This window comes from Acinetobacter sp. YH12063 (genome assembly GCF_013419715.1).
Classification (GTDB): domain Bacteria; phylum Pseudomonadota; class Gammaproteobacteria; order Pseudomonadales; family Moraxellaceae; genus Acinetobacter; species Acinetobacter amyesii.
This window is the reverse complement of the sequence record NZ_VOZO01000005.1, coordinates 1-19,196: the sequence shown is the minus strand read 5'-3', so window position 1 is coordinate 19,196 and position 19,196 is coordinate 1. Positions and strand designations below refer to the sequence as shown.

Below are 19,196 nucleotides of genomic sequence, written 5' to 3'. Positions count from 1 at the left end.
TAAGTTTAAATTTAGTTAATCAGTTAAATTTATTGCTTGATTTTAGTGCAAGCTTTCACAAAATGCACATAAATATAAGACATTAGCTTAAAACATCATGCACACTTTGAAAATAATTGTATCATCTAAAGATCGTATTCAATAAATACACAAGGGATAAATAGTCATGACAACAGATTCAGCTTTTCCAGCAACGAGTAATTTAGGTATCGCAGTATATAGTAATAACGCTGAAGCGATTGGTAATACACCTTTAGTTCGTATTAATCGTGCGATTCAGTCAGAAGCAACGGTCTTGGCTAAAGTTGAAAGCCGTAACCCAGCATTTTCAGTGAAATGTCGTGTAGGTGCAGCTCTCATTGCAGATGCAGAAGAAAAAGGCTTATTAAAACCGGGTATGCATATTGTAGAACCTACAAGTGGTAATACAGGGATTGCTTTAGCATTTGTTGCAGCAGCGAAAGGTTATGCAATTACATTAACCATGCCAGCAAGTATGAGTATCGAACGCCGTAAGGTATTAAAATCTTTTGGTGCAAATCTCGTATTGACTGAACCTGCTAAAGGCATGAGAGGTGCGGTCGAAGAAGCACAGCGCCTCGTTGCCGAACATCCTGAAACGTATTATTTACCACAACAGTTTGAAAACCCTGCAAACCCTAAAATTCATGAATTGACCACTGGCCCAGAAATTTGGGAAGCGACCGGTGGTAAAGTGGATATTTTAGTTTCAGGTGTAGGTACAGGTGGTACGATTTCAGGCATTTCAAGCTATTTTGAAAAAGTGAAAAATCAGCCACTTTATTCTGTTGCGGTTGAACCGGCTGAATCTCCGATTATTGCCCAAGCGAAAAAAGGCGAAACACTGACTCCTGGGCCACACAAAATTCAGGGAATTGGCGCTAACTTTATTCCGGGTAACTTAGATCTAGACCTTGTTGATGAAGTGATCGGTATTGAAAGTGCTGAAGCGATCGAATGGGCACGTAAAACGGCTACTCATGACGGTATTTTAGTGGGTATCTCTAGCGGTGCTGCTATGGCTGCGGCGGCAAAACTTGCTGCGCGTCCTGAGAATGCAGGCAAAACTATTGTGGTCATTTTACCGGATGGTGGTGAACGTTATCTTTCGTCAGTTTTATTTGAAGATATTAGTGCTGACTAATAGGTCTGACATGAAAAAAAGCCCGTTCATTTGAATGGGCTTTTTTATTGATGATTTTGTTATTTATACTTGTCTTAAGCCGCGTCTTGATCATCGTTTTTGGCATTTTGTTGTTTAATTTTTCGTTTAGGCGGTTCATATCCTAACTTTCGAGCGATATATTTAAACAGGAAGCCTAAGAGTATGCATATCGTGACAGCAGGGATAACCACTTGAGTGAGCCAAACATCAATATGATCTAGACTCCAACTTAAAATTAAAAATAAAAAAGCACACAAATATGCGCAGTTAAAGCAAATGTTCGACAGTTTGTACATGCGAAAGAGAGTAATTCGTTTGGTGGTCACGAATCTCTATCTTACTGAATAATGAGGAAAGGTGTAGTTTTAATATCAGAAAAATAAACTAATTTAATAATCATTATTCAATATTATTGATTATGTTTTTAAATCTTCGCAATTCTTTATACCTTAAAGAAAAGCCTTGCTGTGAGTCAGAAAAACTTGACCTTCCCATTGTGGTAAAGTTTAAGCTATAGCCTAAAACAAGCACATATGATTGGGATGTTGCCATGATAGATTCGACAGAACGCAAACTTTTTGATGGCACACTTGCTATTGAAGGGATGACCTGTGCTTCTTGTGTGGCACGGGTTGAAAAAGCCTTAAAAAAAGTCGATGGCATCACTGATGCTCAAGTGAATTTAGCCACTGAAACAGCACATGTTCAGAGTGATAAAAATGTGGATTATTCTGCTGTAATTCAGGCCGTTGAAAAGGCAGGTTTTGGCGTTGCACAAAAGCAGATTGAACTTGAAATTGAAGGAATGACTTGCGCATCGTGTGTTGCACGTGTTGAAAAAGCCTTAAAGGTAGTTCCAGAAGTCATCGATGCAAAAGTGAATTTGGCAACTGAAAAAGCCACGATTACGGCATTGGCATCTGTTGAAAATTCTGCATTGGCGAAGTCTGTAGAAAAAGCAGGTTTTCATATTGCACAGCCCAATATTGAATTAAATATTGATGGAATGACCTGTGCTTCATGTGTGGCACGGGTTGAAAAAGCCTTAAACGCTGTAGACGGTGTCAATAAAGCAACGGTAAATTTAGCTGGTGAAAAAGCCTTTGTTCAGGCTCCCGCTTCAAAAACACAAGAATTGATCGCGGCAGTTAAAAAAGCGGGATATAGTGCGACCGTTGCTACGCAGCAACAACCCACAATGGCAGAAAAAAAAGCCGACGAAGCTCGGTTACTCAAGCGTGATTTAATCATCGCATTGGTACTCGCTGTTCCTGTTTTTATCTTGGAGATGGGATCACATATGATTCCAGCTTTTCATCATTTTATTGCGCATAATTTAGGGACACAAAATAGTTGGTATATTCAGTTTATATTAACCACTTTGGTGTTAATCCTACCCGGAAGACGCTTTTATCAGCACGGCATACCAGCACTTGCGCGACTTGCCCCAGATATGAATTCTTTAGTCGCAGTCGGGACTTTATCTGCTTATAGTTTTTCTTGCGTTGCCACGTTTGCTCCGCAATTATTACCACAAGGTACCGTTCATGTGTACTTTGAAGCAGCTGCAGTGATTGTGGCGTTGATTCTGTTGGGTCGTTTTATGGAGGCGAAAGCCAAAGGTAAAACATCGCAAGCCATTCAATACTTAGTCGGTATGCAACCCAAAACTGCACGTGTAGAGCAATCTGGTAGCTATATAGATTTACCGATTAGCGATGTTGAAACAGGTATGTTGATTGAAATACGGCCTGGTGAACGTTGCCCAGTCGATGGTGCTGTAGTGTCTGGGAACAGTTATATTGATGAATCCATGATCAGTGGCGAGCCAATTCCTGTCGAGAAAAAAGCCGGTGATCAAGTTGTCGGTGGAACCATTAACCAAAATGGGGCATTGAAAATACAAGCCACTGCGGTGGGTCAAGATTCTGTTTTGGCACAAATTATCCATATGGTCGAACAGGCTCAGGGTTCAAAATTACCAATTCAAGCTTTGGTGGATAAAGTCACGTTATGGTTTGTACCAGTGGTGATGGCGTTGGCCTTGATCACCTTTTTAGTTTGGTATGTTGTAGGACCTGAACCGAGTTTAACCTATGCTTTAGTCAATGCTGTAGCAGTACTGATCATCGCATGCCCATGTGCAATGGGTTTGGCAACGCCAACATCTATCATGGTCGGTACAGGGCGTGGTGCAGAACTTGGAGTTTTATTCCGTAAAGGTGAAGCCTTACAACAACTCAAAAATACACAAGTGGTTGCAGTTGATAAAACAGGGACTTTGACGGAAGGTAAACCGAAACTGACTGATTTTGAAGTCACTGAAGCTTTTGATAAAGATCGCGTATTTCAGTTATTGGCCTCTGTAGAGCAGAAATCTGAACATCCGATTGCCTATGCCATTGTACAAGCTGCGAAAGAGATGCAAGTGCAACTTTTAGAAGTTGAACAGTTTGATTCCGTGACTGGTGCTGGGATTCAGGCGGTTGTTGAAGGACAAAGCATTTATATTGGTGCAGATCATTTGATGCATAAACTTGGTTTAGAAACACAAATCTTTTCAGCACTGGCAGAACGCATGGGCAATGAAGGGAAAACCCCGCTATATGTATCGATCGATCAACAGCTTGCTGCCATTGTTGCTGTAGCCGACCCGATCAAAGCCACAACCTTCGCAGCCATTCAAGCTTTGCATGATTTAGGGCTGAAAGTGGCCATGATTACAGGCGACAACCGACATACTGCTTCTGCCATAGCACGACAGTTGAAAATTGATCATGTGATTGCTGAAGTGATGCCAGATCAAAAAGTGCAATCTGTACAACAGTTGCAAAAAGAACATGGTGTTGTATGTTTTGTTGGCGATGGTATTAATGATGCGCCTGCACTTGCGCAAGCAGATGTGGGCATGGCGATTGGTACAGGGACAGATGTGGCGATAGAGGCCGCGGACGTTGTGCTTATGTCGGGTAATTTACAAATGGTGCCGACAGCAATCGCACTGAGCACAGCGACGATGAATAATATTCGCCAAAACCTATTTTGGGCATTTATTTACAATGCAGCATTGATTCCTGTCGCTGCAGGTGTGTTATATCCATTCTTTGGCATATTGCTTTCACCTATGTTCGCAGCAGGTGCAATGGCACTTTCATCGGTGTTTGTTGTGTCGAATGCCTTACGTTTAAAAGCATTTAAAGGGCCAGTTTTTCAGGAGTCTTGAGATGAATATTGGACAAGCAGCAAAAGCTTCGGGCATTTCTGCAAAAATGATCCGTTATTATGAATCGATTGGGCTGTTAAATAATGCACAGCGCACCGATGCAGGCTATCGAATTTACTCGGAAGCCGATATTAAAACCTTGAGTTTCTTGAGACATGCGCGTGATTTAGGTTTTTCTTCTGAACAAATGAAAGATTTACTTGGACTTTGGAAAAATCAAAGTCGGCAAAGTGTAGAAGTTAAGGCATTGGCGTTAAAACATATCCAGACCTTAAATCAAAAAATCGCAGACTTACAGGCTATGGTTGAGATCTTGCAACAATCTGTCGATGGCTGTGCTGGTAATGATCAAGCCGACTGTACGATTTTAAATCAAATCGAAACAGGCATGGCTGAGTGTTGTCATACATCGAAGAATTAAACTCGCTTGACCTTACAATCATGTCAAGGTTTATAGTATTGAATATTAGAAAATAAGGATGAACAGCATGAAATTTCGTATTGATAATATGACATGTGGTGGTTGCGCACGTAGCGTGACAGCAACGATTAAAGACTTAGACGAAAATGCAACGGTCACTATTGATGTAGCAACAAAATTAGTTGACGTTGAATCTAGTGCTAGTGCAGAGCAATTGATTAGCGCTTTAACCGAAGATGGTTTCCCACCTGTGATTGCATAACTTAGATACTGTCGAATGAATAAAAAAGCCGAACATTTGTTCGGCTTTTTTATTTATAAATCAATTTTATACGGCTGAAATTTTATCTGGCGTCATCAGCGCCTGATTAATATATAGCTTGATTAAACGCTCACGAGAACCGATTGATTTTTGATAATGCGTTGAATTAAGGAGTAGGGACGCACCATAAGTGACCGTCCAAATATAGGATAAATAATCACGAATCGACATTGCGCTTTCAAGTGATTTTAGATAATCACTGGTCATATCCTTAATTTCAATAATACGTTCTTCACGAACACGATAGAGCTCTTCAAATAACTCTTTTAATTTACGTTCATTATTGGTTAAGCGTTCTTCAATGACATGTAATAATATGGTTCTATTAGAATTCAACATATTATAAAGCATATATTGTGAAACATAAGTTTTAATATCGTGATTATATTTTTTTGAAATTTCTAATAATCGTTTTTCATTTAAAATAATAAGTTCTAAATATAATTGGTTTTTACTTTTAAAATGTTTATAAATCGTGCCTTTGGCAATATCTAGTTCACAAGCTAACTCACTTAAGGTGATGTCTTGATTATTATCTAATAGCAGGGTTTCTGCCATGGCTAAAATTTTTTCCTTGCGAAGGATAAAATTTTGTTGGCGTACTGAACTCATGATAACTGTTCCATAAACATCTTGAGGGTGAACAAGCCTAGCTTAAGCTAAATCTTGTGAATCTTACATTCCACTATGGTCTCAAATATTACATAAATTGGTTTAAAAATAAACACATTAGTAGAGTGCGTAAAACATATAGAATTCATAGCATAAAATTAATGTCAATAAAACTGAACCCTTGAGGTCATTTTTTTGAAATAAAATTCCATTTTTATTTTTTTTAATTTATTGTCTTTTCGCTTTTACAACAAAAGCAGCATTTAACAAAACGGTCTTGGTTGTTATGTTATTAATCCAACCTAAATTAAACATGATTATAGGTACTATTATGTTTGGTTTTAATCAATTACCAATTATAAATTTAGTCAATTCAATAAATTTATTTAATTGTAATAAAATAATGCTGCTCAAAATATCAGGTGGTTATTTTCCACTTGTCGGTAAAAACACATTATCTATATCCATTTTAGATATCTATCTGAAAAAACAGATCTTTAAAAAATCCACACAAAATTGATTTGATGATTTTGTGCGGGAGCGTGCAACTTTAAAAAAGTACTTTGTCAAAGACGCTGACAAAGCCTGTAGAAAAGGAAAGTACAATGCCAATATACAATGCGCCGTTAAAGGACATGGACTTCATCTTAAATGATGTATTCAATGCAGATGAGTTCTGGCAGTCAAATGAAAACTTAGCTCATATTGATATGGCGACTGCAAATGCCATTTTAGAAGAAATGGCTAAGTTTTCTAAAAACGTTATTCTAGACTTGAACCGTACTGCAGATGAAGAAGGTGGTGCGCAGTTTAGTAATGGTGTTGTTACTACGCCTACAGGGTTTAAAGACGCTTTTAAACAATTCGCTGAAGGTGGCTGGGTTGGTTTAGGCGCTTCTGAAGAATGGGGCGGCCAAAACATGCCGAAAATGTTGACAGTACTTGCTGACGAAATGATTTGGAGTACCAATCCATCATTTATGTTGTATCCACTACTGACTGTGGGTGCAGGTATGGCGATTAATGACCGTGCTTCGCAAGAGCAAAAAGAAACCTATCTTCCAAAATTTTATACGGGTGAATGGTCAGGCACTATGTGTTTAACTGAACCACATTCAGGGACTGATTTGGGGATCATTAAAACCAAAGCAGAGCCGAATGAAGATGGTTCATTTAACATTACAGGCACTAAAATTTTCATCACTAGTGGTGAACATGATCTGTGTGAAAACATCATCCATCTTGTGTTAGCAAAAACGCCAAATGCACCTGCGGGTTCACGTGGTATTTCATTGTTTATCGTTCCAAAATTCCATGTCAATGCCGATGGCTCAGTCGGTGAACGTAATGCCGTATCAGCGGGTTCAATTGAACACAAGATGGGTATTAAAGGTTCTGCAACGTGTGTTATGAACTTTGATGGTGCCAAAGGTTATATCGTTGGTAAAGAAAACGAAGGTCTTGCGGCGATGTTTGTCATGATGAACTACGAACGTTTATCGATGGGTATCCAAGGGATTGGCGCAGCAGAATTTGCTTACCAAAATGCTGCACAGTATGCGACTGATCGTCTACAAGGTCGTTCTGCGACAGGTGTGAAATCTCCTGAAAAACCAGCAGACTCTATTTTAGTACATGGTGATGTACGTCGTATGTTGTTGAATGTACGCGCCAACAACGAAGCATCTCGTGCATTTGCTGTGTATGTTGGTCAGCAACTGGATATTACAAAATATTCAACTGACGAAGCTGCAGTGAAAAAAGCCAATGACCGCGTGGCTTTATTGACACCTATTGCAAAAGCCTACCTAACAGATACAGCCCTACAAGCTACTTTAGACGCGCAAATGTGTTTTGGTGGTCATGGCTATATCCGTGAATGGGGTATGGAGCAATGCATTCGTGACTTACGTATTTCACAGATTTACGAAGGCACAAATGGCGTACAAGCGATTGATTTAATTGGACGTAAAACCACGAAATGTAATGGTGCATTTATTGCCGAATACATTACTGAAATTCGTGATTTTGCTGCAACCATGGCTGATTCAAAAGTTAAATCTGCAGCATTGCAAGTTTCTGACGAAGTTGAAGCATTAACGCAATTCATTGTAGAACAATCTAAGACCACCCCAGACTTTAGCAGTTCGGTGGCAGTCGATTACCTGCACGCTGTTGGTTTACTCAGCTTCGTTTATATGTTTGCGCGTATTAGCAAAGCTGCGGCTGCAAAACCAGAGAGCTTCTTCCAAAACAAACTGGTACTCGCAGATTTCTATGTTGAGAAAGTTCTACCTGACCTTGCTGCTCGTGCTCAACGCATTAAAGCAGGTTCTGAACTTATCATGCAGCTATCTGAAGAATACTTCACCGCTCAATCTTAAGGTTTCATCGAAACCACTGTGAAAAACATTAAGATGGAAAATCTGAGGAACCAGTCATGGTTCCTTGGGGTTAAAAGATTTAAAACAGGATGAAATAAGAAATGATTGTAATTGTAGATGGCGTACGTACAGCGATGGGTGGTTTTCAGGGTTCACTTTCATCTTGTACAGCCCCAGACATAGGTGCTGCAGCGATTCAGGCTGTTGTTGCACGTGCAGGTTTAGAACCTACAGATATTGACGAAGTTATTTTTGGCTGTGTATTACCGGCTGGTCTTAAACAAGGTCCTGCACGCCAAGCGATGCGTCAAGCAGGTTTGCCAGATACAACGGGTGCCACCACGATTAATAAAATTTGTGGTTCAGGCATGAAGGCAGTGATGCAAGCAGCTGATGCGATTAAAGCCGGTTCTGCTAATATTGTGGTTGCTGGTGGTATGGAGTCGATGTCAAATGCGCCATATTTACTTGAAAAAGCGCGTTCAGGCTATCGTATGGGGCATGGTAAAACTACAGACCACATGTTTCAAGAAGGCTTAGAAGATGCTGAGACAGGTTTATCGATGGGTATTCTGGCACAAGATATGGCAGATAAAAAAGGCTATACACGTGAACAACAAGATGCTTTTGCCATCAACTCACTTAATAAAGCTGTTGCCGCGATTCAAGGCGGTTTCTTTAAAAATGAAATCGTGCCGGTTACCGTTAAAAGCCGTAAAGGTGACGTCGTTGTTGACACAGATGAACAGCCATTAAGTGCTAAGCCTGAAAAAATCCCGACACTGCGTCCTGCATTCAAAAAAGACGGCACGATCACAGCTGCCAATGCCAGCTCAATTTCTGACGGTGCTTCAGCTTTGGTGGTTACATCAGAAGAAACGGCTCAAGCACGTGGTTTAACACCACTGGCAAAAGTCGTTGCTTATGCTACAAATTCACAGCATCCGTCAGAATTCACGATTGCTCCAGTCGGTGCTATTGAGAAAGTACTTGCACAAGCCGGTTGGGATGCACAAGAAGTTGACCTGTGGGAAGTCAATGAAGCATTTGCCATGGTTACAATGCTGGCGATTGATGGATTTAACTTAGATGAAGCAAAAGTGAACATTCATGGTGGTGCTTGCTCACTTGGTCACCCACTAGGTTCATCAGGTTCACGTATTATTGTGACGCTGATTCATGCCTTAAAACGCACTGGCGGTAAAAAAGGTGTCGCAGCACTGTGTATTGGTGGCGGTGAAGCAACTGCAATTGCGGTTGAACTGATTTAATTTGCCTCAATTTATATAAGTAAGCTTTTAGATAAGTACGTTTTTAGATAAGCAATAACAAACGCTATCTCAGTTCGCTGGGATGGCGAAAAAAGATGTTTATTTTGAGATATTTATTTTTTGAGATTTAATTATGAATGGTTTAGATCGCATTCGCTTACTCTCCCTTCGCGACAAAGTGATGTCTGCTGAAAAAGCGATTGAGTTAATTCAAGATGGTTCAGTGGTTGGTTTAAGTGGTTTTGGTGGTGCAGGTGAGGCAAAGACGGTTCCTTTGGCACTTGCAGATCATGCAGTTTCACATCCTCTTCGTATCACGTTGGCAACGGGTGCTAGTTTAGGAAATAGTATCGATGGTCGCCTCAATGCGGCGCATGCGATAGAACGTCGTTATCCGTATCAGGCAGATCCTGGTTTACGTAAAGCCATTAACGCTGGCGAGGTCATGTATATTGACCAACACTTGTCTGAAATGGCCGATAATATTCGTCATCATAATTTACCGCGCATTAATGTGGCCGTTATTGCAGCGACTGCAATTACAGAAGATGGTCAAGTTATTCCGACAGGTTCATGTGGTAACTCAGCCAATTTCATTGAAATGGCAGATCATGTGATTATTGAAATTGATAATACGATTAACCCAGTGCTCGAAGGTGTACATGATATTTATGTGCCGAAAGTGCGACCAAACCGTGGGCCAATTCCACTGACTCAGGTCGGTGAACGTATCGGTACGATTGGGATCAATGTCAGCCCCGATAAGATTTCAGCTATTGTGTTGAATGATCTGCCAGATACCCAGTTTAAAATGGATGAACCTGATGCTGAAACCCTAGCGATTGCTCAGCATCTGATTGATTTCTTTGAAGGTGAAGTCGCAGCAGGGCGTTTGCCTGAAAATTTAGGCCCGCTACAGTCAGGTGTGGGTTCGATTGCCAACGCTGTATTTGCCGGTTTTGAGCATTCGAATTTTCATGATTTGGAAATGTATTCAGAAGTACTACAAGACTGTACTTTCCAGCTAATTGATTCTGGAAAAATGAAATTTGCCTCAGGCTGTTCAATGACGTTATCTGAGCCTTGTGCACAGCACGTGATGAACAATTTTGATCAGTACAAAGACAAAATTGTGTTACGTCCACAAGAGCTATCCAATAACCCTGAAATCATTCGACGTTTAGGCATTATTGCGATTAATACGGCGCTTGAGTTTGACATTTACGGAAACGTAAATTCGACCCATGTGACGGGTACGAAAATGATGAACGGTATTGGCGGTTCAGGAGACTTTACTCGTCATGCGCACATTGCCATTTTCGTAACCAAGTCGATTGCAAAAGGTGGTGCGATTTCATCTGTCGTGCCAATGGTGAGTCATACCGACCATACTGACCACGACGTTGACATCGTGGTTACAGAGCAGGGCTTGGCAGATTTACGTGGTCTTTCACCACGTGAGCGTGCACGTAAAGTCATTGAAATCTGTGCACATCCAGATTATCGCGCAGCATTGTTGAGCTACTTTGAACGCGCATGTGAGCGTGGTGGTCAAACGCCGCATATTTTAAAAGAGGCTTTGTCTTGGCATGCCACTTTTGAAGAAACCGGTTCAATGCGTCAAATCGTATAAATCTAAAGATTGATAATATTTAAATAAGCCCACGATCAAGTGGGCTTATTTATTATGAAAGACTACAAATGTTTCAAAACATGACAAAAGAAAAACAGTAGGACTTGGTTTGCAACTTTTGCACAACATGAACGGTCTTAAGTTCTCTTCAAGGCTTTCTATAATGCAAAACTCATTGACAAAGAAGGTCAGTATTTTGAAAAAGATTCAATTATTTTCTGCGATGTTGTTCGCAGTTCTCCTCACTGCATGTAAACAAAGTCCAGCGCCTGATTATGCTGGAACATGGCAAAATACCGCAGTAGATCCGCAACTTGAAAATGCGTTGATTATTAGTAAAAATGGTGAAAACTATTTCATTACCAATACTTTAAAAGATAAACAAAGTGGTAAATCTGAAAAGAAAAATCCTGTACCTGCATCTGTCGCTGAATCTGGTTTACTGGCTGTAAACTCTGGTACAGGTGCTGTTGAATTTGCGATTGACGAAAAAACTGGAAATTTAGTCGGGTCTGGATCAATTTATAAAAAAGTAAAATAGATCAATTATCTATTGATGCAAAAATATCAAAAGCAGCCTCTAAATTGGGCTGCTTTTTTAACTTTAAAGCGAATGTTTATTTGCTTTAACTCAGTTCAAAACCGAAGAGAAATCATGGATAAAATAATCCGCTTTATTTTTGATTTGCTCAATTTCGTGTTCTGAATATGCATCATACACGGCAACGACTTCAATACCCGCAGCATTTGCAGCTTCTACACCAATGAGTGAATCTTCAAAAATTAAACATTCTTCAGGTCTTACTGCAAAATGTTCAATCGCCTGTAAATAGACTTCAGGATGCGGCTTAATATTTTTGACATTTTCACGGGTCAGGATCAGATCAAAACTATTTTCAAAATGCAGCTTTGGATAAATGTTAATATTTTTTTGATATCGATAAATATTTTGCAGGCTGGTCGTGGTGGTAATTGCCACCTGAATGCCTTGCTGAATGAACTGTTGAACAAATAACGCTGCATGTGGTTTAAGCAAGATGATATGTTCTAAAAAATGCTGTGAAATGGCATATCGTTGCTGTTTGATTTGATCTGCAGAGTGTTGTTCAATTCTATAAGTATCTTTTAGATAGTTACAGTACATTAAGTAAGGGTCTGGTGTGTTTTTAAATAATTGCAGCTGAATGTCACGTTCACGTTGAATTAAACCCAGTTGGATGGTTTGTCCAGTTAACTGTTGAATCAAATCTGCATCGACCTGATTCCACACGCCAACAGAGTCGATAAGTGTGCCATCTAAATCAAAACAAACCAGTTTTTTTCCTTGAAGCATGTTGATATCCAAATTCGAGCTGTGTCTATTATGCGGACGGATTGGAGTGTTGAAAAGCTGATTGCAACTGAGCAGGCTAAACTGGCGTTTCATCTGCAATAAAAGTAATATTTCGTTATTGGCTTTTTGTATAATTCAGCAGATGATGCACAGCATAACTTGCAATATTTAATTAGGGATTAAATCTTTCGTGTTTGAATTGGACTGTAAACTTCTTAGCATTTTTTTTCATGTTTATAAGTACAAAAATGTGTCACAAGCTGCTGAACACTTGCAGATGAGTCAGCCTACAGTCAGTAATATTTTAAATAAAATACGACAGCATTATAACGACCCCTTATTTTTACGTATCGGCAATGAAATGGTGCCTACGGAGTTGTCGCGTCAGTTATTTCCTTTAGTCAGCGAAGCCTTGAGTAAAGTTGAAGCCATTAATAATTTTACAATTAATTTTGATCAAGCCATTTCAGATCAACAATTTACTCTAGCCATGACCGATGTTTCTCATTTGGTTTTATTGCCTAAAATCAGCCAATATCTAAAAAAACACGCGCCACAAATACGTCTAAATGTACGACCGATTACCACTGAAACCAGTTATCAAATGGCGAATGGTGAAATTGATTTGGCACTGGGTTTTTTACCGCATTTGGAAAGCGGCTTTTATCAGCAAAAACTGTTTGAGCAATATTATGTGGTGATTGCAGCTAAGGATCATCCGCGATTAAAGGGTGACACCATTACAACTGAGCAATATTTATCAGAGTCGCACATTGATATTGATGCAGGGATGGGGCACTACCATATTGAAAATGAGCTGCTTAACCTTGATTTAAAACGTGATATTTTGATGCGTTTACCTAGTTATTTAGGTGTAGGCTTAGTCGTGCAAGACACTGATGCGATTGCTACTGTGCCGTATTACTTGAGTGAAGTATTGCTTTCGCGCGGCAACTTAAAAATATTTGACGCACCGATTGCATTTCCAACCTATGGCGTGAAGCAATATTGGCATATGTCTTGCCATCATAAAACCAGCCATCAATGGCTACGTCATATGTTCCACGAGATATTGGTAAAATAATTTTTATGCATTACATAAAGCCCAAAAATGATTTTGGGCTTTTTTTTGCAATTTTTGCAGCAATTTTGTGCATGGGCTGCACCCGATTTGGTCATGCTATAGCTCAATACTATAAAAAAGTCTAATAAATAGCAGTATTACGTTTATATAAATTGGTAATACTAAATTGGCACAGCCTTTGCATTTCTACATACATCATAAAGTGATCTAGGGTTCCGATACATCTTCATGTATGACCGCGACCGAGAGTTCACGGCTTCGTTTTAATTCAAAGCAAAGCTGCACGGAGGGATAAAAGCCCGGGAGGTAAACAGTTAAGAATTAGGCAGAGGCTGCAATGAGCACAATACATTATCATGACGATAAAGCACTATGGACTGAACTTTTACCGGGTGGACACCACTGGTCAGCGCGTATTCAGCGTGGGGCAGTATTACAGCTTAAATCGCTAGGGCAAAATGCCAATGTGGCACTGTACTGTGTAAATAGTGAAGATAAGCTTGAACGCTACAACATGCCAGATAGTCTTAAGGGGCAGCACACGGCTTATTTAAGTACAGGTCATATTTTGGCGTCGGATTTAGGTCGCGCGATGATTTCGATTGTTAAAGATGACCATGGCTGGAATGATGCGTTCTGTGCGCCAAGCACCGCACAGCAAATCGAAAAACAGTTCGGCACGCAAACCTTTCAAGATGCCCGTAATGACATGTACCGAAGTGGCAAAGATAGTCTATTGCTAGAAATGACCAAATTCGGCTTATCAGCAACAGACCTCAGTAGTACTTTAAATCTCTTTTCCAAAGTACAGCCAGATGACAATGGCAAGCTCAGCTATGTGGCGTCTGACAATACTGATCAAGTGATTGAATTACGTTTTGAAATGGATTGCTTGGTGTTCTTATCATCCGCACCACATGCATTAGATAACAGCACGGAATATGCACCTGCCGATGTTCAATTGTATTTATACAAAGCACTTCCTTTACTTGATACCGATGTATGTCGTGATTCATGCCCGCAAAATCAACGTGCTTTTCAAAATAATAAACGCTATTACGCTTTAACGGCTTGAGGGGGATGATCATGACTGCATTAGTAAACCCAACACAAAATTTTGAAAAATCAGTGTTAAGCGAAGTATGTCCTGCTGGTGAAGCATGGATGTGCGAAGTCAAAAAAGGGCAATATTTTCGTATCGTTGACCTCGAAGGTAATCAAGCTGTCGATACCTTATTTATTTCAAGCCTAAACCGTGAAGAGCGTTATAGCGCAACCGATACATTGGCTATTAATCAACAAATCTATTTAGAAAAAGGCACAGCTCTATACACCAACTTTGGCAATAAAATTGCCACCATCCATGACGATAATTGTGGCCGTCATGACACCTTAGGCGGTGCATGTTCATGTGAGAGCAACACTGTTCGCTATGCACATGACAAATTTCCAATGCACAGTTGCCGTAATAATTTCATGATTGCGTTGTCACAACATCCGATTGCAAAAAAACATGGCTTAAACGTGCGCCATATCGGCCCAAATATTAACTTCTTTATGAATGTGCCTGTGACCGCTGAGGGACATTTGAAATTTGATGACGGTATTTCTGCACCGGGAAAATATGTAGAGATTAAAGCCGAAATGGATTTGGTCGTATTGATCTCAAACTGCCCACAACTGAATAACCCATGTAATGCCTATAACCCAACAAAAATTCAATTGATCATTCGTGAAGGCGAGGAGTAATACCATGTTCAATAAAGTCCTCATTGCCAACCGTGGTGCAATCGCTTGCCGTGTGATCCGTACACTGAAAAAATTAGGCATTCAGTCCGTTGCAGTGTATTCAGAAGCAGATCGTGATTCTTTGCATGTGACCTTAGCTGATGAAGCGGTATTTATTGGTGATAGTCCTGCCAGCCAAAGCTATTTAAATGTCGATAAAATTTTAGAAGTTGCAAAGCAAACAGGTGCAGAAGCGATTCATCCCGGCTATGGCTTCCTGTCTGAAAATGCCGAATTCTGTAATCTGTGTGAAGCGCAAGGCATTGTATTTTTAGGGCCAAATTCGGCACAAATGAAATCATTTGGCTTAAAACATATTGCACGTGAACTTGCAATTCAAGCCAATGTACCACTTCTTCCGGGCAGTCAGCTTTTGGCAGATGAAGCCGAAGCCTTAACGGAAGCTAAACGTATTGGTTATCCTGTGATGCTGAAAAGTACCGCAGGCGGTGGCGGTATTGGTATGCGTTTGGTGTGGAATGAAGAAGAGTTGAAAGATGCTTATTCTACGGTTTCATATCTTGCCCAAGCCAACTTTAAAGATGCGGGTTTGTACCTTGAGAAATTTGTACAAAATGCACGTCATATCGAAGTGCAAATTTTTGGTGATGGCAAAGGCTTAGTCTTGGCACTTGGCGAGCGCGATTGTTCGGTACAGCGCCGTAATCAAAAAGTTGTGGAAGAAACCCCAGCACCACATATCAATGATGAGCAACGTGCTTATATTCAATCGATTGCGATTGGGCTGATGCAGTCGGTAAATTACCGTTCGGCAGGCACAGTTGAGTTTGTGATGGATACCGACACACAGGAATTCTATTTCTTAGAAGTGAATACCCGTCTGCAAGTTGAACATGGCGTGACAGAGCAAGTGTTTGGTGTCGATCTTGTGGAATGGATGGTGACTTTAGGCAGTGGTGATTGGATTACACCAACAGAACAACTTGAATCGAAAGGTCATTCGATTCAAGTGCGTTTATATGCCGAAGACCCAATCAAAAACTTCCAACCTAGTGCAGGGCTTTTAACGCACGTTGAATTTGATGCCAATGCGCGTAATGAAACGTGGGTGGAAACGGGTTCAAATGTATCGTCATTCTATGACCCGATGATTGCCAAAATCATTGTCACGGCAGATGACCGCGATTCAGCAATTCAAGCCATGACCGAAACACTTGCCAAAACATCGGTTGCAGGCATCGAAACCAATCTTGAATATCTACAAAATATTATCGACTGCGATGTATTTAAAGCCGGTACGCAAACCACACGTTTCTTAAATACATTCGAGTGGAAAACTCAAAAAATTGAAGTGTTGCAATCAGGCATTCAAACTTCTGTGCAAGATGTGACAGGTCGTTTGGGGTACTGGGATGTCGGTGTGCCACCATCAGGTGCCATTGATCCACTATCACTGAATGTCGCAAACCAGTTACTTGGTAATGCCTATAACACTGCAGGCTTAGAATGTACGCTACAAGGTCCGACTTTAAAATTCCATTGTGACAGCCAAATCGTGCTTGCCGGGGGCGATATGCCATCAACACTAGATGGCGCTCAAGTTCCGATGTGGCAGAACGTGAATGTGCGTAAAGGTCAGGTGCTCAAATGTGGCAAAATTGCGACAGGTTGCCGTACCTATATTGGTATTAAAGGCGGTTTAAATGTACCTGAATATCTCGGCTCACAAGCAACCTTCACCTTGGGTCAGTTTGGTGGTCATGCAGGGCGTAACTTACTGATTGGTGATATGTTACCAATCACGGGATTTAGCTCTGATGAAGTGAAAACGCTTGCCCCTGAACAAGTGCCAACGTTTAGCCATGAATGGGAAATTGCGGTGATGTACGGCCCGCATGGTGCACCAGACTTCTTTACTAAAAAAGACATTGATACCTTCTTTGCCAATACTTTTGAGATTCACTTTAACTCAAGCCGTACAGGTATTCGTTTGATTGGTCCAAAACCTGAATGGGCACGTGAGGATGGCGGTGAAGCCGGTTTGCATCCATCAAATATTCATGACAATGCATACGCGATTGGTGCGATTGATTTCACGGGCGATATGCCGATTATTCTCGGTCCAGATGGTCCAAGTTTAGGAGGCTTTGTTTGTCCTGCCGTGGTGATTAATTCTGAGCTTTGGAAGCTTGGTCAATTGAAAGCAGGAGACAAAGTTACATTTATACCTGTGAGTTATCATCAAGCGAAACTTTTAAATGAAAAATATCATGCACAATTAGAAGCAAATGATACGCAGGTTGTGGCATTTGATGAGTCATTTTATCCTGAACTTTCCACCTTAAAAAATGCGGTGCTTGATACTTTAAAAGGTCAGAATGGCTTGCCAGATGTGGTATATCGTCCTGCGGGCAACAACTACATGTTGGTGGAATATGGTGAGTTGGTTTTAGATTTAAACTTACGCTTCCGTATTCATGCACTCATGCAATGGGTTCAAAAGCAAAACATTACCGGGATTATTGACCTGACACCGGGCATCCGTTCACTGCAAATCCATTTTGATTCGATCAAGCTTGATCAATTGGATTTATTGCGTTTACTACAAGTCGCTGAAGCTGAACTGCCTGATGTGACCCAAATGCAAGTACCGTCACGGACTGTGTATTTACCACTTGCTTGGGAGGATTCACAAACCCAGCTAGCAACAGAGCGCTATATGCAAACCGTACGTCCAGATGCGCCATGGTGTCCTGACAATATTGAGTTTATCCGTCGTATTAATGGTTTAAAAGACAAACAAGCGGTCAAAGATGTGGTTTATGACGCGAGTTATTTGGTCATGGGTTTGGGCGATGTGTATTTAGGTGCACCTGTGGCAACACCACTTGATCCTCGCCAGCGTTTAGTGACAACGAAATACAACCCTGCACGGACATGGACGCCTGAAAATGCTGTCGGTATTGGCGGTGCGTATATGTGCGTGTACGGTATGGAAGGTCCGGGTGGCTATCAGTTCGTCGGTCGTACTACGCAAATGTGGTCTCGTTACCGTAAAAACCCTGACTTTGAGCAAGGTATGCCGTGGTTATTACGCTTCTTTGACCAAATTAAGTTTTATGAAGTCTCTGAGTCCGAGCTTATGCAAATGCGTGAGGACTTTAAAGCAGGACGTTTAAAATTACGTGTGGAAGAAGGTGTTTTAAACCTAAAAGAATACAATGACTTCTTGACTGAAAATGCAGAATCAATCTCAGCATTTAAATCCGTCCAACAAGCCAATTTTGATGAAGAACGTCGTCGTTGGCATGAAGCTGGGCTTGCAGAGTATGTTTCTGAAAGCTTAGATGCTGTAACTGATGATAGTGATGTTCAAATTCCAGAAGGTGGTTGTGCTGTGGAATCACACATGTCGGGAAGTATTTGGAAAATTGAATGCAAGTCAGGTGATATTGTTGAAGAAGGTGCAACGCTTGCGGTGATTGAAGCGATGAAGATTGAGATTCCAATTATTGCGCCTGAGCGGATGAAGGTTTCTGAAATTACCATTGAAAAAGGGCAAACAGTGAAAACAGGGCAAGTTTTGTTTACGTTGTCGCCTGTGGCATAAAAAATCCTCACTAACCCTCCTTTAAAAAAGGAGGCAATTTTAAGACCGTCCGTGAGGGCGGTTTTTTATTTGCAGTGTTTACTCGATTAAATTATGATATAGCTTATAGTCTATATTTTGGTTGTGCTATGTGGACAGTATTGACCACAGATGTATTTAATGAATGGCTTGCTCAGCAAGACGATTCGACACAAGAAAAGGTCTTGGCAGCTTTAGTTGTGTTGCAATCACAAGGACCAAGAGAGATGGATCCGGAAATTTGAACAACTCCTATAAGTGATACTCTGCTCCTCAAATGATGTTATAAACATCAATATATGGAGTATTTTATGGCACGTAGACCAAGAAGAAATCATTCAAACGACTTT

Annotated in this window: 14 protein-coding genes, 1 pseudogene and 1 riboswitch; of the genes and pseudogenes, 13 read left to right on the top strand and 2 right to left on the bottom strand. The window is 40.6% G+C overall.

Annotation, left to right across the window (positions count from 1 at the left end):
- The first annotated feature begins 166 nt into the window (after positions 1-166).
- The 5 genes and pseudogenes from cysK to FTU12_RS06315 all read left to right on the top strand — a co-directional run bounded on the left by cysK (position 167) and on the right by FTU12_RS06315 (position 5,092).
- Positions 167-1,165, top strand: a complete 999-nt coding sequence (gene cysK, locus FTU12_RS06330) for a cysteine synthase A (protein WP_180011715.1) — start codon at positions 167-169, stop codon at positions 1,163-1,165.
- A gap of 571 nt (positions 1,166-1,736) precedes the next feature.
- Positions 1,737-1,898: pseudogene (locus FTU12_RS16650) on the top strand (cation transporter); the annotation flags it as partial.
- A gap of 72 nt (positions 1,899-1,970) precedes the next feature.
- The gene (locus tag FTU12_RS06325; RefSeq protein WP_373684141.1) at positions 1,971-4,409 is read left to right on the top strand and encodes a copper-translocating P-type ATPase; all 2,439 of its coding nucleotides are present in this window, start codon (positions 1,971-1,973) and stop codon (positions 4,407-4,409) included.
- A gap of 1 nt (position 4,410) precedes the next feature.
- Positions 4,411-4,830 (top strand): Cu(I)-responsive transcriptional regulator, encoded by a 420-nt coding sequence (gene cueR / locus FTU12_RS06320; RefSeq protein WP_180113985.1) that lies wholly within the window; start codon positions 4,411-4,413, stop codon positions 4,828-4,830.
- A 67-nt stretch (positions 4,831-4,897) separates the two neighbouring features.
- On the top strand, positions 4,898-5,092 hold the full coding sequence (locus FTU12_RS06315) for a heavy-metal-associated domain-containing protein (RefSeq protein ID WP_078190942.1): 195 nt from the start codon (positions 4,898-4,900) through the stop codon (positions 5,090-5,092).
- 66 nt (positions 5,093-5,158) lie between these two features.
- Here the strand turns inward: FTU12_RS06315 and FTU12_RS06310 are convergent, their stop codons facing one another.
- Complete coding sequence (locus FTU12_RS06310) at positions 5,159-5,764, bottom strand: TetR/AcrR family transcriptional regulator (protein ID WP_078190941.1); 606 nt, start codon at positions 5,762-5,764, stop codon at positions 5,159-5,161.
- A 605-nt stretch (positions 5,765-6,369) separates the two neighbouring features.
- On the opposite strand from FTU12_RS06310, the gene FTU12_RS06305 reads away from it, so the two are divergent.
- From FTU12_RS06305 to FTU12_RS06290, 4 genes are all read left to right on the top strand, one after another.
- Complete coding sequence (locus FTU12_RS06305; RefSeq protein WP_180113984.1) at positions 6,370-8,148, top strand: acyl-CoA dehydrogenase C-terminal domain-containing protein; 1,779 nt, start codon at positions 6,370-6,372, stop codon at positions 8,146-8,148.
- A gap of 101 nt (positions 8,149-8,249) precedes the next feature.
- Entirely contained in the window at positions 8,250-9,419 is a 1,170-nt protein-coding gene (locus tag FTU12_RS06300; protein WP_180113983.1) for a thiolase family protein, read from the top strand.
- A 133-nt stretch (positions 9,420-9,552) separates the two neighbouring features.
- Positions 9,553-11,052 (top strand): succinate CoA transferase, encoded by a 1,500-nt coding sequence (locus FTU12_RS06295; protein WP_180041494.1) that lies wholly within the window; start codon positions 9,553-9,555, stop codon positions 11,050-11,052.
- A 223-nt stretch (positions 11,053-11,275) separates the two neighbouring features.
- Positions 11,276-11,593, top strand: coding sequence for a hypothetical protein (locus tag FTU12_RS06290; RefSeq protein WP_111884393.1), 318 nt, complete (start codon positions 11,276-11,278; stop codon positions 11,591-11,593).
- Positions 11,594-11,683: 90 nt separating this feature from the next.
- Here FTU12_RS06290 and FTU12_RS06285 read toward each other — a convergent pair whose 3' ends face one another.
- Positions 11,684-12,385: an HAD family phosphatase gene (locus FTU12_RS06285; RefSeq protein WP_180113982.1), complete on the bottom strand. Its 702-nt coding sequence runs from the start codon at positions 12,383-12,385 to the stop codon at positions 11,684-11,686.
- A 190-nt stretch (positions 12,386-12,575) separates the two neighbouring features.
- Here FTU12_RS06285 and FTU12_RS06280 point away from each other — a divergent pair, with 190 nt between their 5' ends.
- The 4 genes from FTU12_RS06280 (at position 12,576) to uca (ending at position 18,828) form a co-directional block, all read left to right on the top strand.
- Complete coding sequence (locus FTU12_RS06280) at positions 12,576-13,469, top strand: LysR substrate-binding domain-containing protein (RefSeq protein WP_168377518.1); 894 nt, start codon at positions 12,576-12,578, stop codon at positions 13,467-13,469.
- Positions 13,470-13,665: 196 nt separating this feature from the next.
- A riboswitch (guanidine-I (ykkC/yxkD leader) is annotated at positions 13,666-13,777 on the top strand.
- Between the two features lie 29 nt (positions 13,778-13,806).
- On the top strand, positions 13,807-14,544 hold the full coding sequence (locus FTU12_RS06275; protein WP_180113981.1) for an urea amidolyase associated protein UAAP1: 738 nt from the start codon (positions 13,807-13,809) through the stop codon (positions 14,542-14,544).
- An 11-nt stretch (positions 14,545-14,555) separates the two neighbouring features.
- Positions 14,556-15,218 carry an urea amidolyase associated protein UAAP2 gene (locus FTU12_RS06270; RefSeq protein ID WP_180113980.1) on the top strand — a complete coding sequence of 221 codons (663 nt, stop codon included), beginning with the start codon at positions 14,556-14,558 and terminating at the stop codon, positions 15,216-15,218.
- Positions 15,219-15,222: 4 nt separating this feature from the next.
- Positions 15,223-18,828, top strand: coding sequence for an urea carboxylase (gene uca / locus FTU12_RS06265; RefSeq protein WP_180113979.1), 3,606 nt, complete (start codon positions 15,223-15,225; stop codon positions 18,826-18,828).
- The last annotated feature ends 368 nt before the right edge of the window (positions 18,829-19,196 follow it).

Excerpts from the sequence above, each read along its gene's own strand:
- cysK (WP_180011715.1), top strand. The coding sequence starts at position 167 with ATGACAACAGATTCAGCTTTTCCAGCAACGAGTAATTTAGGTATCGCA.
- cueR (WP_180113985.1), top strand. The coding sequence starts at position 4,411 with ATGAATATTGGACAAGCAGCAAAAGCTTCGGGCATTTCTGCAAAAATG.
- FTU12_RS06315 (WP_078190942.1), top strand. The coding sequence starts at position 4,898 with ATGAAATTTCGTATTGATAATATGACATGTGGTGGTTGCGCACGTAGC.
- FTU12_RS06310 (WP_078190941.1), bottom strand. The coding sequence starts at position 5,764 with ATGAGTTCAGTACGCCAACAAAATTTTATCCTTCGCAAGGAAAAAATT.
- FTU12_RS06305 (WP_180113984.1), top strand. The coding sequence starts at position 6,370 with ATGCCAATATACAATGCGCCGTTAAAGGACATGGACTTCATCTTAAAT.
- FTU12_RS06300 (WP_180113983.1), top strand. The coding sequence starts at position 8,250 with ATGATTGTAATTGTAGATGGCGTACGTACAGCGATGGGTGGTTTTCAG.
- FTU12_RS06295 (WP_180041494.1), top strand. The coding sequence starts at position 9,553 with ATGAATGGTTTAGATCGCATTCGCTTACTCTCCCTTCGCGACAAAGTG.
- FTU12_RS06290 (WP_111884393.1), top strand. The coding sequence starts at position 11,276 with ATGTTGTTCGCAGTTCTCCTCACTGCATGTAAACAAAGTCCAGCGCCT.
- FTU12_RS06285 (WP_180113982.1), bottom strand. The coding sequence starts at position 12,385 with ATGCTTCAAGGAAAAAAACTGGTTTGTTTTGATTTAGATGGCACACTT.
- FTU12_RS06275 (WP_180113981.1), top strand. The coding sequence starts at position 13,807 with ATGAGCACAATACATTATCATGACGATAAAGCACTATGGACTGAACTT.
- FTU12_RS06270 (WP_180113980.1), top strand. The coding sequence starts at position 14,556 with ATGACTGCATTAGTAAACCCAACACAAAATTTTGAAAAATCAGTGTTA.
- uca (WP_180113979.1), top strand. The coding sequence starts at position 15,223 with ATGTTCAATAAAGTCCTCATTGCCAACCGTGGTGCAATCGCTTGCCGT.